The organism is Enterobacter cloacae complex sp. I2 (assembly GCF_014896205.1).
Classification (GTDB): domain Bacteria; phylum Pseudomonadota; class Gammaproteobacteria; order Enterobacterales; family Enterobacteriaceae; genus Enterobacter; species Enterobacter quasihormaechei.
Window position 1 is genome coordinate 92,923 of record NZ_JADBRA010000014.1, and the last position, 13,903, is coordinate 106,825.

General features: G+C 56.9%; 12 protein-coding genes. 4 read left to right on the top strand and 8 right to left on the bottom strand.

What is annotated here, in order from left to right; translation table 11 throughout:
* Window positions 1-2 precede the first annotated feature (2 nt).
* From bsmA to IM300_RS13730, 3 genes are all read left to right on the top strand, one after another.
* The gene (gene bsmA / locus IM300_RS13720; protein ID WP_063867144.1) at window positions 3-332 is read left to right on the top strand and encodes a biofilm peroxide resistance protein BsmA; all 330 of its coding nucleotides are present in this window, start codon (window positions 3-5) and stop codon (window positions 330-332) included.
* Between the two features lie 148 nt (window positions 333-480).
* A complete protein-coding gene (gene yjfN / locus IM300_RS13725) occupies window positions 481-756 on the top strand; it encodes a DUF1471 family protease activator YjfN (protein WP_063450923.1) in 276 nt (91 codons plus the stop codon).
* Window positions 757-926: 170 nt separating this feature from the next.
* A complete protein-coding gene (locus IM300_RS13730) occupies window positions 927-2,858 on the top strand; it encodes a methyl-accepting chemotaxis protein (protein WP_193036973.1) in 1,932 nt (643 codons plus the stop codon).
* Here the strand turns inward: IM300_RS13730 and IM300_RS13735 are convergent.
* Window positions 2,855-4,477: an isovaleryl-CoA dehydrogenase gene (locus tag IM300_RS13735; protein ID WP_193036975.1), complete on the bottom strand. Its 1,623-nt coding sequence runs from the start codon at window positions 4,475-4,477 to the stop codon at window positions 2,855-2,857. The genes IM300_RS13730 and IM300_RS13735 overlap by 4 nt on opposite strands.
* A gap of 195 nt (window positions 4,478-4,672) precedes the next feature.
* Between IM300_RS13735 and IM300_RS13740 the strand changes: the two genes are divergently transcribed.
* Window positions 4,673-5,947 (top strand): MFS transporter, encoded by a 1,275-nt coding sequence (locus IM300_RS13740; protein WP_193036977.1) that lies wholly within the window; start codon window positions 4,673-4,675, stop codon window positions 5,945-5,947.
* Window positions 5,948-6,038: 91 nt separating this feature from the next.
* On the opposite strand, the gene rlmB is transcribed toward IM300_RS13740, so the two are convergent.
* From rlmB to hflK, 7 genes are all read right to left on the bottom strand, one after another.
* Window positions 6,039-6,770 (bottom strand): 23S rRNA (guanosine(2251)-2'-O)-methyltransferase RlmB, encoded by a 732-nt coding sequence (gene rlmB / locus IM300_RS13745; protein ID WP_003856001.1) that lies wholly within the window; start codon window positions 6,768-6,770, stop codon window positions 6,039-6,041.
* 63 nt (window positions 6,771-6,833) lie between these two features.
* Window positions 6,834-9,275 carry a ribonuclease R gene (gene rnr, locus IM300_RS13750; protein WP_193036979.1) on the bottom strand — a complete coding sequence of 814 codons (2,442 nt, stop codon included), beginning with the start codon at window positions 9,273-9,275 and terminating at the stop codon, window positions 6,834-6,836.
* A gap of 38 nt (window positions 9,276-9,313) precedes the next feature.
* On the bottom strand, window positions 9,314-9,739 hold the full coding sequence (gene nsrR / locus IM300_RS13755; protein ID WP_063450982.1) for a nitric oxide-sensing transcriptional repressor NsrR: 426 nt from the start codon (window positions 9,737-9,739) through the stop codon (window positions 9,314-9,316).
* 191 nt (window positions 9,740-9,930) lie between these two features.
* The gene (locus tag IM300_RS13760) at window positions 9,931-11,229 is read right to left on the bottom strand and encodes an adenylosuccinate synthase (RefSeq protein ID WP_193037013.1); all 1,299 of its coding nucleotides are present in this window, start codon (window positions 11,227-11,229) and stop codon (window positions 9,931-9,933) included.
* A 104-nt stretch (window positions 11,230-11,333) separates the two neighbouring features.
* Window positions 11,334-11,531 (bottom strand): DUF2065 domain-containing protein, encoded by a 198-nt coding sequence (locus IM300_RS13765; protein WP_063450929.1) that lies wholly within the window; start codon window positions 11,529-11,531, stop codon window positions 11,334-11,336.
* Between the two features lie 71 nt (window positions 11,532-11,602).
* On the bottom strand, window positions 11,603-12,607 hold the full coding sequence (gene hflC, locus IM300_RS13770) for a protease modulator HflC (RefSeq protein WP_063450930.1): 1,005 nt from the start codon (window positions 12,605-12,607) through the stop codon (window positions 11,603-11,605).
* 2 nt (window positions 12,608-12,609) lie between these two features.
* On the bottom strand, window positions 12,610-13,869 hold the full coding sequence (gene hflK, locus IM300_RS13775) for an FtsH protease activity modulator HflK (protein ID WP_193036981.1): 1,260 nt from the start codon (window positions 13,867-13,869) through the stop codon (window positions 12,610-12,612).
* Between the last annotated feature and the right edge of the window lie 34 nt (window positions 13,870-13,903).

Sequence of the window (13,903 nt, forward strand, 5' to 3'; positions counted from 1 at the left end):
CTATGGCTATCAGGAAAAGAGACAGGGCTATGCGCAGGCTTACCGCTTTATTGCTGGTCACACTGCTCGGCGGATGTTCCGTATTGCAGGGTACGCCAGAACCGGCACCGCCGGTTACCGATCGTCCCCAGGAAATTCGTCGTAATCAGACGGAAGGATTACAACGCCTGGGAACCGTATCCGCGATGGTTCGCGGTTCACCGGATGATGCAGAAGACGCAATTGAAGCGCAGGCCGTTGCCGCAAAAGCAGATTATTACGTCATCATTATGATTGATGAAACCATTATTACGGGACAGTGGTACGCGCAGGGAATTTTGTACCGTAAGTAGGCATCATCATTTGAACGACCTTTACACTGCTTTTCGTCCATAGACATTTTCCTGTCCACAATAAACTGCATGCCAGCAACAATGGAAATGCGTTTATTCGCGAAGGATTGCCCGGCGGATACCGGAGACACGTGAAAAGGAGCTGACGATGAAACGAACCCTTGCTTTAACGACGCTATTACTTTCAGCAGGCCTGCTGAGCACCACGGCGCAGTCAGCCGAATTTGCCAGCGCGGATTGCGTCACGGGCCTGAACGAGATTGGTCAGATCTCCGTTAACAATATAACGGGGAGTCCGCAAGACGTGGAACGTGTCGTCGCCCTGAAGGCCGATGAACAGGGTGCCTCCTGGTATCGCATCGTCCAGATGCAGGAAGATCACCATGTTAATCTCTGGCGCGTACAGGCCATTCTTTATGCATAATCCCTTCCGATAAAAGCCACTTAACTTTAGTGGCTTTTCACTTTTGCAAATTTTTTATCTCTCCAGAAACGCAATAAAAACAATCCCGTAACATTAAGTTACAGTTAAAAGATAAACGTTCTCTCCGCTCTGCCGTTGAACAGCCATACCTTTTCAATGATGAGCAATTTATGATCACTTTTTTCCGTCGGGCAGGTCTGGGCACGAAGCTATCGCTGCTTACAGGTGCAAGTGTCGCCACGCTTTTTTTGCTGTTCACTTTCCTGTTGAGCCACAACGCCAGCCAGCAGCTTGAAGATCTTGCGGTTGAAGACCTGCATAACCAGTCTGCCGGCATGGTGGATATGGTAGAGATGTTCAACACCAGCCTGAGCGAAGAGGTCGAGAGCTATACCCGTCTGTTCACTACCTTTTTGCCACAGCCACTGAACAGCGACAGCAGCCAGAGCCGGACCATTAACGGCCTTACCGTTCCTCTGCTGAAGGGCGGTGAAACGGAGTTGCATGAAAACAATACGCTTTCTGATGACTTCCTGAGCCGAACGGGGGCTATCTCGACGCTGTTTGTCCGCAGCGGTAACGATTTTATTCGCGTGGCAACGTCGCTGCGCAAAGAGAACGGTGACCGCGCGATCGGAACCGTTCTGGATACCACCAGCCCGGCATTTGCCGCCGTCACGAAAGGGGAAGTCTATCGTGGTCTCGCTCTGCTGTTCGGCAAGCGCTACATCACGCAATACCAGCCTATTAAGAATGCGGAAGGCCAGGTTATCGGGATTATCTTTGTCGGCGTGGACATCACCCATTCGTGGAACGTCATGCGCGAGAAAATCCTTAACCGTCGTCTGGGCGAGAGCGGTCATTTCTACGTGCTGGACCGCAGCAGCGGTAAAACGCGCGGACAGTACCTGTTCCACGCCAGCGAAGAGGGCAAACTGCCCGCCTGGGACGCCGCGACGCAGCAGCAGCTTCTGAGTGACAAACCCGGCACGCTGGAACGCGTGAGCGCGGATGGCCGTACGCTCAAAGTCGCCTACACGCCGCTGGCGGGCTGGAACTGGACCATCGTGGGTGAAGTGGACAAGGCCGTACTGCTTTCAAGCGTCACCACCCTGCGCGATCGCTTCCTGATGGCGGGCGTGGTGTTATCCGCACTCTTCGCGGGCCTGTTCGTTATCCTCATTCGCCGGATGCTGACCCGTCCGCTGCGCGCGGTAATTGAGCTTGCCCGGCAGTATGCCGCAGGCGATCTACGTGCCAGCCTGCCGGTCACGCGACAGGATGAAGTCGGCCAGCTGGTTGACGCCATTAACGGCATCGGCGGCGGTCTGCAAAAAATCGTGTTGCAGGTCCGCGAGGCCGCAGGCGAGATCCATCTGGGGACTAACGCGCTGGCTTCAGACACCGGCGAGATCTCTGAGCAGATCAACAAGCAGGCCAGCAGCGTTGAGGAGACCTCCGCCAGCATGGAGCAGTTAGCCGCGACCGTGCAGCAAAACGCCGCTAACATGGAACAAACGCAGCAGCTGGTGGGTGAAACCTCGCGCGCGGTGCATCAGGGTGGAGAGACGGTGACCCACGCAGTATCCACCATGGATGATATTCGCGACGCATCAAAACGCATTGAAGACATCACCCGCGTGATTGAGTCCATCGCTTTCCAGACCAATATTCTGGCGCTCAATGCGGCGGTAGAAGCGGCGCGGGCGGGCGAACACGGCAAAGGTTTCGCCGTGGTGGCGCAGGAAGTGCGCGCCCTGGCGGCACGCAGCGCCAACGCGGTTAAAGAGATTGAACAGCTGATTGGCGACACGCTGAACAAGGTAAGCGAAGGCCACGCGCTGTCTGAAAAAACGCGCCTGGCGATGGACTCCATCATCGTTCATATCGATAACATCAGCCAGCTTGTCACCGAGATCAATCACGCGTCCCGCGAGCAGTCTGCGGGGATTCGCCAGGTGAATCTGGCGATGACGCACATCGGAGAGGCATCGCATATTAATGCCGATCGTATCTCACGCAGCGAGCAGACGGCACAGACGCTGCGCGAGAAGGGGTCGCACCTCACCCGGCTGGTGAGCCTGTTCCAACTGAAGGCTTAACCGACCCGGCCCGTGGCGCGCAGCAGCAGGTCGTTTTGCACCTGCTCGCTCATCAGCGTGCCGCCCCGGGCATCCAGCATCATGCGGCACCACGCCTGCGATACGGGCGGCGATACGTGTCGCAGCATCTGGCTTCCGGCGCCCAGTAAAAAGAGCTGCTGCGCGATCTCCCTGCCCTGCGCTTCCTGTGGCTTACGCAGCTTCTGCTGTAGCTGCCGCCAGCTGCGATCGAAGTGCCTGTCCTGGCCTTTTACCTGCGCAAAATCATCGGCGAGCAGGTCGAGAATGCCTGGCTGCTTCGCCAGCACGCGCAGGACATCCAGGCACATAATATTGCCAGAGCCTTCCCAGATGCTGTTAACGGGCATTTCACGGTACAGCCGCGGAAGCTCACTCTCTTCGCAATAGCCTGCGCCACCCAGCACCTCCATTGCCTCTGCCACAAACGGTATGCCCGCTTTGCAGACGCTGTATTTTGCCGCCGGCGTGAAAAGCCGCGCCCACGCGGCTTCCTGCGGATCGGTACGGTTGTCCCACGCCCGGGCGAGTCGGAACAGCAGCGCCGTCTGCCCTTCCAGTACCAGCGCCATCCGGCTTAGCACCTCGCGCATTAACGGCTGGTCGATCAGATTCTTGCCGAAGGTCTGCCGCTGATGGGCATGATAAAGCGCCACCGAGAGCGCACGACGCATCAGTCCGTGACTGCCAAGCGCGCAGTCGACGCGCGTCAGCCCGCCCATCTTCAGAATTTGCCGGACGCCTTCTCCCTCTTCGCCCAGCAGCCAGCCGGAAGCATCGAGAAACTCAGCCTCACTGCTGGCATTCGAGCGGTTGCCGAGTTTGTCCTTCAGACGCTCCAGACGCACCGCGTTGCGCTGCCCGTCGGGCAGAAAACGCGGGACAAAAAAGCAGGACAACCCGCCTTTCGCCTGCGCCAGCACCAGATGCGCATCGCTCTGCGGTACGGAGAAAAACCATTTGTGCCCCACCAGCCGGTAACTGCCATCGCTGCATTTTTCTGCTTTGGTGGTGTTGCTGAGCACGTCCGAACCGCCCTGCTTTTCCGTCATCCCCATGCCGATCAGCAGGCCGCGCTTTTGCGCGCCCGGGGCGAGATGGGGATCGTAACGATCGCTCATCAGCGGGGTTAACCAGTCCTGAAAGGGGTTGGGCAGCAACTGTTGCAGCAGCGGCGTGGCGGCAAAGGTCATGGTTACCGGGCATAGCGTTCCCGCCTCCACCTGGGCATGCAGCACGAAACGCGCGGCCCGGGCGACGAACGATCCTTTTCGCGCCGCCTCTTCCCACGCCAGGTTGTGTACCCGGTTGGCGCAAAGCCCCTGCATCAGAAGATGCCATGCCGGATGAAAGCGGACGTCATCCAGCCGCGCTCCCGTGGCGTCATAACGCAGCAGTTCCGGCGGGTTAACGTTCGCCAGCCTGCCCAGCTCCAGCGACTCCGCCGTGCCCAACTGCTGTCCGATGCTGGCAAGAAGATCCAGATCCCACTCCGCCCCTTCACGCGCTGCCGCATCGCGCAGGGCGCAATCAGAGAGGAAAAGGTTGCTGTTCGATAGCGGTGCAGGTTGATTAAAAACGGTATGCGTCTGCCAGTGCATGCTGTCTCCCTCCTTTCATTGGCAATAAAGGTAAGTATGGACAGAGGGCAAACACGCTGCATGGGAGAGGGGTCACACGACGGCGATCGTGTTGATATCATCCGTGAAATAGCTCACAGAACATAAGAATAAACTATTTCATTACTTCGCTAATGCTGAATAATTTATTCTTACCCCGTTTTTGTGAGGATCGTTATGCAACAGGATGCGCACAAGCGTGCATTAATTGCAGGCTCCATCGGCAACTTCATTGAGTGGTATGAATTTGCGGTTTACGGTTTTCTGGCAACCGTCATTGCCAGAAACTTCTTCCAGCTTGAAGGGGAAGCGGAGCTGACCAGCCTGATCCTCACCTGGGCCTCGTTCGCCATCGCCTTTTTCTTCCGCCCGCTGGGTGCGGTGGTCTTTGGCCGCATTGGCGACAGGATTGGCCGCAAGCCGACGCTGATTATTGTGCTGATACTGATGACGCTCGCCACCGCCGCTATTGGCATTGTGCCGGTCTACGCCAGTATCGGCATTGCCGCGCCGCTGATCGTTACGCTCCTGCGTATTCTGCAAGGACTGTTCGCGGGCGGAGAGTACGGCGGTGCGGTTTCGTTAATGACAGAGTTCGCCCCGCGCGGCAAGCGTGGCCTTTACGGGGCATGGCAGTCCTTCACCGTGGCGCTCGGGCTGTTAGCGGGCGCAGGCATTGTAGCGTTGCTCTCCGCTCTTCTCTCTCCTGACGCCCTGCACGACTGGGGCTGGCGCATTCCGTTCTTCCTGGCGTTGCCGATGGGTGCGGTCGCGCTATGGCTGCGGGTGAGCATGGAAGAGACGCCGAGCTTTGTGCTGCAAAGGGAAAAACCGGTTATGACTCAGGCCAGCACCGCCGCCACGTTCAAAACCATCCTGATGGGCATTGGCCGGGTGATGGTCTGGTCTGCGGCGGGGTATACCTATCTGGTGATTATGCCGACCTATCTGCAATCTGCGCTGCACACCGGTTTCAACCAGGCGCTGCTGATTGCGGTGATTTCTAACATTGGGTTTGCGCTTACTATCATTCCGTCGGGCATGCTGAGCGACAGGATCGGGCGGCGAACGGTGATGATTATCGCCACCGTGCTCCTGCTGATCCTCGCCCTGCCGCTGCTGAAAATTTTACAGGCAGAATCCAGTACGCTGGCAGTTAAAGCGATGGTGGTGCTGATTGCGGGCGGTCTGGTGGGGATGCTGGCAGGACCGGGGCCGGCAATGCTGTCTGAGATGTTCCCCACGCGCGTGCGTTATACCGGGCTGGGGCTGGCCTATTCGTTATCGAACGCGATTTTTTCGGGCTGTGCGGGGTTAATCATTACCGGGCTGATTAAGCAGACGGGCAACCTGGACATTCCGGCCTACTACGTGATGGCAACGGCGGTGGTGAGTATTTTCGCGCTGATGACGCTCAGGAAGGATGACCATTTACGGTCGTTAGAGGAGTGAGGTAAATGCCCGGTGGCGCTGCGCTTACCGGGCCTACGGTACCGTGCCTTTGTAGGCCGGGTAAGGCGAAGCCGCCACCCGGCATAACAGGCTATCCGCGCTGGCGCACCGCTTCAAACAGGCAGATGCCCGTTGCAACGGAAACGTTCAGGGATGACACGCTGCCCGCCATCGGAATGCTGATCAGCTCGTCGCAGTGCTCGCGGGTCAGGCGACGCATGCCTTCACCTTCAGCACCCATCACCAGCGCCATTCGGCCGGTCATTTTGCTCTGATACAGGGTGTGATCCGCTTCACCGGCCGTGCCGACGATCCAGATATTCTCTTCCTGCAACAGACGCATGGTGCGCGCCAGGTTAGTCACGCGGATCAGCGGAACGTTTTCCGCCGCGCCGCAGGCCACTTTTTTAGCGGTAGCGTTAAGCTGCGCGGAACGATCTCTTGGCACAATCACCGCATGCACGCCTGCTGCATCGGCGCTACGCAGGCACGCACCCAGGTTGTGCGGGTCGGTTACGCCATCAAGGATCAGGAAGAACGGGTTATCCAGCTCAGCGATCAGATCCGGCAGATCGTTCTCCTGATACTGACGGCCCGGCTTCACGCGCGCGATGATGCCCTGGTGCACCGCACCTTCGCTTTTCTCGTCCAGATACTGGCGGTTCGCCAGCTGGATCACGACGCCCTGCGCTTCCAGCGCGTGGATCAGCGGCATCAGACGTTTGTCCTCGCGCCCTTTCAGAATAAAGACTTCCTGAAAACGCTCCGGTGCGCGCTCCAGCAGGGCCTGCACCGCGTGGATGCCGTAAATCATTTCACTCATTGATGGTTCTCGTAATAAATATTTCCCCTCTCCCGTTGGGGAGAGGGTCAGGGTGAGGGGAAATTACTCCGCCTGCTGTTTCTTCGCCGCGCGCTTCGCTTTGGTGGCGGCCGCTATTTTCTGGGTTTTAGTCGACGGCTTTTTCGCTTTTCGGGCGTCTTTTTTTGCCGCCTTGGGCTTCTGCTTCTTTTCGCCACGGAAGGCGCTGTCTGGCTCAAAGTTTACTCTTTTACCTGCCTGACGTCGCTTGCCGCCCGCTTTACCGTTGCCGCCTTTTTTCGCTTTCTCACGCTCGGTTTTGCCGACGTTCCGCGGAGCACGCTCGCTGGAGATGAGGCTGAAGTCGATCTTACGGTCGTCCATATTTACGGCTTCAACCTTCACTTCCACCCGATCGCCCAGACGGTAGGTCTGGCCGCCGGATTCGCCGATCAGACGTTGACCGACCTGATCGAAACGGTAGTAATCATTATCGAGGCTGGAAACGTGCACCAGGCCGTCGATAAACAGCTCATCCAGACGCACGAAGAAACCAAAGCCGGTGACGCTGGCAATCACGCCTTTAAAGACGTTACCAACCTGATCCAGCATAAAGTCACACTTCAGCCAGTCCGCCACGTCGCGCGTCGCTTCATCCGCACGGCGCTCGGTCATGGAACAGTGCTGACCCAGTTGCAGCATCTCTTCCATGGAGTAGTGATACCCACCGGTTTCAGTCGTGTTGCCTTTATGCCCCTGCTCATGCGCCAGCAGATACTTGATCGCACGGTGCAGCGACAGATCCGGATAACGGCGGATTGGCGAGGTAAAGTGCGCGTAAGACTGCAACGCCAGGCCAAAGTGGCCCCGATTTTCCGGATCGTAAATCGCCTGCTTCATGGAGCGCAGCAGCATGGTTTGCAGCATTTCCGCGTCAGGACGATCGCTGATGGATTCCAGCAGCTCGGCGTAATCGCGTGGCTCAGGCTTATTGCCGCCAGGCAGCTCCAGGCCGAGCTCAGCCAGCACGGAGCGGAATGAGGTCACGGCTTCCGTGGTTGGCTTGTCGTGGATACGGAACAGCGCAGGCTCTTTGGCTTTCTCAACGAAACGGGCCGCCGAGATGTTCGCCAGGATCATACACTCTTCAATCAGCTTGTGGGCATCGTTACGCTGGGTCTGCTCGATACGCTCGATGCGACGCTCGGCGTTAAAGATGAACTTGGCCTCTTCACTCTCAAACGAGATCCCACCGCGCTCTTCGCGCGCCTGATCCAGCGTTTTGTAGAGGTTGTGCAGTTCTTCAATGTGTTTGACCAGCGGCGCGTACTGTTCGCGCAGATCCTGATCGCCCTGCAACATATGCCAGACCTTGGTGTAGGTCAGGCGCGCATGGGAGCTCATCACCGCTTCGTAGAACTTGTAGCCCGTCAGTCGACCTTTGCTGGAGATGGTCATTTCGCAGACCATACACAGGCGGTCCACCTGCGGGTTGAGGGAACAGAGGCCGTTAGAGAGCACTTCTGGCAGCATCGGTACCACCTGCGACGGGAAGTACACCGACGTACCGCGGCTGCGCGCTTCGTTATCCAGCGGCGTGTGCGTACGCACGTAATAGCTTACGTCAGCGATAGCCACCCACAGACGCCAGCCACCACCGCGTTTTTTCTCACAGTACACGGCGTCATCGAAGTCGCGGGCGTCTTCACCATCAATGGTGACCAGCGGCAGGGAGCGCAGATCGACGCGGCCAGCTTTGGACTCTTCGGGCACTTCTTCACGCAGGTTTTCAATCTGATCTTCAACCGCTTTCGGCCAGACGTACGGAATTTCATGGGTACGCAGCGCCATATCGACGGCCATGCCGGTGCCCATGTTATCGCCCAGCACTTCGACGATTTTACCCACCGCTTTGGTGCGACGGGTTGGGCGCTGGGTGAGTTCTACCACCACCACAAAGCCCATGCGCGCGCCCATCACCTCTTCAGGTGGGATCAGAATATCAAAGCTCAGACGGCTGTCGTCCGGCACCACAAAGCCGACGCCCGCATCGGTAAAATAGCGGCCCACAATCTGGCTGGTTTTTGGCACCAGTACGCGCACCACGCGCGCTTCGCGGCGGCCTTTACGGTCTGCACCCAGCGGCTGCGCCAGGATCTGGTCGCCGTGGATACACATCTTCATCTGTTCAGATGAGAGGTACAGATCGTCTTTACGGCCTTCCACGCGCAGGAAGCCAAAGCCGTCGCGGTGACCAATAACGGTGCCTTTCAGCAGGTCGAGGCGTTCCGGCAGCGCGTAGCACTGGCGGCGGGTAAAGACCAGCTGGCCGTCGCGCTCCATGGCGCGCAGGCGGCGGCGAAGGGCTTCAATTTGCTCTTCACCTTCAATGTTTAATTCAACGGCAAGTTCTTCACGATTGGCGGGTTTTTCGCGTTTTGTTAAGTGTTCAATGATGAACTCGCGGCTGGGGATAGGATTCGCGTATTTTTCGGCTTCGCGTTCCTGGAAAGGATCTTGTGACATGTCGGTTCCTCCGTTGTCAGCTCCGGTGGAAATTTTCTTCATTCCACCAGCAATAATTTATAAAGCGGTTGATTCTCTTCAACCAAATCGGCCAGCGTGTAGTTATCCAGTTCCATGAGAAAACTTTGCACGGCCTTTGAAAGCGCCTGTTTCAGGCGGCAAGCGGGCGTAATGTGGCAGAACGCGCTGCTACAGTTCACCAGAGATAGTGGCTCCAGTTCACGTACCACATCGCCAATACGGATACTCTGTGCCGGTTTACCGAGACGGATCCCTCCATTCTTCCCGCGGACGGCAGCAACGTATCCGGCACGACTAAGTTGATTGATTATTTTGACCATATGATTACGGGACACACCGTATACCTCTGTGACTTCAGAGATACTGGTCATCTTCCCATCGGGTAACGACGCCATATAAATCAGCGCGCGTAAGCCGTAATCGGTGAAACTTGTTAACTGCACATCAACCTCAGGAAAAAGGGAAAACGCGGTTAAACCGCAGAGATATTCATTAATGATGATAAACCAGCCAGATAGTTAGCGGCTAATTTATTTGACAGACGGGGCGAAAAAGCGGAGATCCAGGAGCGGTCGCCGAATGGCGCTGCGCTTATCCGGCCTACGGGTCTCCCCGCAGGCCAGCAGTCACGAGATTATGCGTCGAACGGGTCGCGCAGGATCATCGTTTCAGTACGATCCGGGCCGGTAGAAATAATATCGATCGGCACTTCGGTCAGTTCTTCAATACGCTTGATGTAGTCCAGCGCAGCTTTTGGCAGGCCGCTACGCTCTTTCACACCGAAGGTGGTCTCAGACCAGCCCGGCATGGTTTCGTAGATTGGCTCAATGCCTTCCCAGTCGTCAGCGGCCAGCGGCGTGGTGGTCACTTCGCGGCCATCCGGCATACGGTAGCCTACGCAGATTTTCACTTCTTTCAGGCCGTCCAGCACGTCCAGCTTGGTCAGGCAGAAGCCTGACAGGGAGTTGATCTGCACGGCGCGACGCACGGCAACCGCGTCCAGCCAGCCGGTACGACGACGACGACCGGTGGTCGCGCCAAACTCGTTACCCTGCTTGCACAGGAACTCGCCGGATTCATCAAACAGCTCGGTCGGGAATGGACCCGCACCCACGCGAGTGGAGTACGCTTTGATGATGCCCAGAACGTAATCCACATAACGTGGGCCCAGGCCGGAGCCGGTTGCCACGCCACCCGCGGTGGTGTTAGAGGACGTTACGTACGGATAGGTACCGTGGTCGATGTCCAGCAGTGTACCCTGCGCACCTTCAAACATGACGAAATCGCCACGCTTGCGCGCCTGGTCCAGCAGATCGGACACATCAACAACCATACCGGTCAGAATGTCTGCGATCGCCATGACGTCATCCAGCACTTTCTGGTAGTCAACAGCGTCAGCTTTGTAGAAGTTCACCAGCTGGAAGTTGTGATATTCCATCACTTCTTTCAGTTTTTCAGCGAAGGTCGCTTTGTCGAAGAGGTCGCCCACGCGCAGACCGCGACGTGCAACTTTGTCTTCGTAAGCCGGGCCGATACCACGACCGGTGGTGCCGATGGCTTTCGCGCCGCGCGCTTTTTCACGCGCCACGTCCAGCGCCACGTGATAGTCCAGGATCAGCGGGCAGGCTTCGGAGAGCAGCAGACGCTCACGAACAGGGATACCACGGTCTTCCAGACCTTTCATCTCTTTCATCAGCGCAGCGGGAGACAGCACAACGCCGTTACCGATGATGCTGGTGACGTTTTCGCGAAGAATGCCTGATGGAATAAGATGGAGGACGGTTTTTTCACCGTTGATTACGAGAGTATGGCCTGCGTTGTGACCGCCCTGGTAGCGTACAACATATTTAGCCCGTTCAGTCAGAAGATCGACAATCTTCCCTTTACCTTCGTCACCCCATTGGGTGCCCAGTACGACGACGTTGTTACCCATTTTTTTCAAAATCACCGTTTGCTTAAAAATGGATTCTACCATCGCTTTTTCAGATATACAGCACTTTTTGACCCTAAAATATGCCAATTGCGGTTAGTTTTTGATCAGCCAATCGTTTTCCTCAACATGTAGTAGATAACGATACCGGCAACCACAAGACCGCCGCCGAAACGACGCAAAATAGTGTCCGGCAGTTGGCTCATTGTCGCGATCATCCGACGCCAGGCGCGCGGATAGAGCATAGGGCCGAGGCCTTCCAGCACCAAAACCAGAGCCAGCGCGAGCCAGATCGTAGAATTCATTTTTCATCCTCATAAAAGAAAACCACCGCTCCGTGAAGAGCGGTGGTTTGAATACTCAAACGAGCCTGAGTTTATCGCGTTGCGTTGGCCGGCGTCTTCATATAACGGAAGAAATCGCTGTCCGGGCTGAGCACCATCACATCCTGGTTGCTCTTGAAGCTATTCTCGTAAGCACGCAGGCTACGGATGAAGGCGTAGAAGTCTGGATCCTGGCTGAATGCATCGGCAAACAGCTTCGCCGCTTCGGCATCACCTTCACCGCGCAGGATACGACCCTGACGCTCAGATTCCGCCAGCGTCTTGGTGACTTCATAGTCCGCTGCCGCGCGCAGTTTTTCAGCCTCTTCCTGACCCTGTGAACGGTGACGACGGGCTACCGCTTCACGCTCGGCGCGCATACGGTTGTAGATCGCCTCAGACACTTCCGCTGGCAGGTTGATCTGCTTGATACGCACGTCAACCACTTCGATACCCAGTGCCGCCATACTGTTCGGGTTGATCACCGGCACTTTACCGTTGGTTTCAGCCTGAACGCGTTCAGCCGCTTTGGCAATCGCATCATCCGCCGCCGGGGTTTCGACTTCATCTTCAGTGCCCGCAGAACCGGAGTTCAGCGCATCACGCACTTCCAGCGTCAGACGACCGCGAGAGTCTGTCACGATGTCTTTCACATCCAGACGACCAATCTCAGAACGCAGACGGTCAGAGAACTTACGTTTCAGCAGCACTTCTGCCTGAGAAACGTCACCACCGCCCGTTGCCAGGAAGTAGCGGCTGAAATCGCTGATGCGCCATTTGATGTAGGAATCAACGATCAGGTCTTTTTTCTCTTTGGTCACGAAACGGTCGGCCTGGTTATCCATGGTCTGGATACGCGCATCGAGCGTTTTCACTGACTGAATGAACGGGATCTTGAAGTGCAGACCCGGCTCATAAATCACCGGACGCTTGTCACCGTCACGCACGACGCTGCTGAACTGGAACTTGATCCCACGCTCGCCCTCTTTCACCACAAAGATTGAGGTGTAGAGCACGACCAGTGCGATGATGATGATCGCAATAACTGACTTACGCATCCTTATTCCCCCTGACGCTGGTAGTCGTTACGCTGCGCGTTAGCGCGGCGTTGGTCCATAATGTCACCATCGTTCGAAGAAGGCGTTGTGTTCGCGCTGGTGCTGCCAGACGAGGCTGGCGGCAGACGCAGCAGGTTGTTCGCACCGCTGCTGTCTTTCGCTGCCGGTGCAGAACCGCCTTTCAGCATCTGATCCAGCGGCAGAACCATCAGGTTTCCGCCCTTGCTGTCGTTAACCAGCACTTTGCGGGTGTGGCTCAGCACTTTTTCCATGGTCTCGATATAGAGACGCTCACGGGTAATTTCCGGAGCCGCTTTATATTCCGGCAGAATGCGCGCGAAGCGAGCCACTTCACCCTGTGCTTCCAGGATGGTCTGGGTCTTATACGCGCGCGCTTCTTCCAGAATACGCTGCGCCTGACCGTTAGCACGCGGCTGAACTTCGTTGGTGTACGCTTCCGCTTCACGGATGTACTGCTGTTCGTTTTCACGTGCGGCAATCGCATCGTCAAACGCGGCCTTCACCTCTTCCGGCGGACGTGCAGCCTGGAAGTTGACGTCCAGCAGAGTAATACCCATGTTGTACGGACGGATGGTCTCTTCCAGCTCGCGCTGGGTATCGCTACGAATAACGGTACGACCTTCGGTCAGAATACGGTCCATGGTGTATTTACCGATAACGCCACGCAGGGCGCTGTCGGTCGCCTGACGCAGGCTGTCATCCGCGCTGGTCACGCTAAACAGATAACGTTCTGGATCGGTCACGCGGTACTGCACGTTCATTTCAACGCGCACCACGTTCTCGTCAGACGTCAGCATCACGCCGGAGGCAGCCAGTTCACGGACGGACTCCACGTTAACCGCGGTCACGTCATCAATGAAGGTCGGCTTCCAGTTCAGGCCCGGCTCAACCAGATGGCTGAACTTACCGAAACGGGTTACCACGCCGCGTTCTGCTTCTTTAATGGTGTAGAACCCGCTGGCTGCCCAGATGATTACCACCGCAGCGGCGACAATGCCCACCACGCGGCCACCCATCGGCGGGCGCGGACTCTGAGTGGAATTACCACCCGAGCCAGAACCTTTTCCTCCGCCAAGGCCACCAAGCTTTTTGCTCAGTTTGCGGAAGATATCATCCAGATCCGGCGGCCCCTGCTCGCGACCACCTTTGTTGCCATTTCCCCCAGAGTTGCCGCCTTGATTATTGCTGCTTCCCCACGGGTCGCGGTCTTGTCCGTTATTACCGGGCTGATTCCACGCCATGTATATGCTCCATATTTGTTATGCAAGGGCGAAT

Excerpts from the sequence above, each read along its gene's own strand:
- IM300_RS13760 (WP_193037013.1), bottom strand. The coding sequence starts at position 11,229 with ATGGGTAACAACGTCGTCGTACTGGGCACCCAATGGGGTGACGAAGGT.
- rlmB (WP_003856001.1), bottom strand. The coding sequence starts at position 6,770 with ATGAGTGAAATGATTTACGGCATCCACGCGGTGCAGGCCCTGCTGGAG.
- IM300_RS13730 (WP_193036973.1), top strand. The coding sequence starts at position 927 with ATGATCACTTTTTTCCGTCGGGCAGGTCTGGGCACGAAGCTATCGCTG.
- bsmA (WP_063867144.1), top strand. The coding sequence starts at position 3 with ATGGCTATCAGGAAAAGAGACAGGGCTATGCGCAGGCTTACCGCTTTA.
- IM300_RS13740 (WP_193036977.1), top strand. The coding sequence starts at position 4,673 with ATGCAACAGGATGCGCACAAGCGTGCATTAATTGCAGGCTCCATCGGC.
- rnr (WP_193036979.1), bottom strand. The coding sequence starts at position 9,275 with ATGTCACAAGATCCTTTCCAGGAACGCGAAGCCGAAAAATACGCGAAT.
- hflC (WP_063450930.1), bottom strand. The coding sequence starts at position 12,607 with ATGCGTAAGTCAGTTATTGCGATCATCATCATCGCACTGGTCGTGCTC.
- yjfN (WP_063450923.1), top strand. The coding sequence starts at position 481 with ATGAAACGAACCCTTGCTTTAACGACGCTATTACTTTCAGCAGGCCTG.
- hflK (WP_193036981.1), bottom strand. The coding sequence starts at position 13,869 with ATGGCGTGGAATCAGCCCGGTAATAACGGACAAGACCGCGACCCGTGG.
- IM300_RS13735 (WP_193036975.1), bottom strand. The coding sequence starts at position 4,477 with ATGCACTGGCAGACGCATACCGTTTTTAATCAACCTGCACCGCTATCG.
- IM300_RS13765 (WP_063450929.1), bottom strand. The coding sequence starts at position 11,531 with ATGAATTCTACGATCTGGCTCGCGCTGGCTCTGGTTTTGGTGCTGGAA.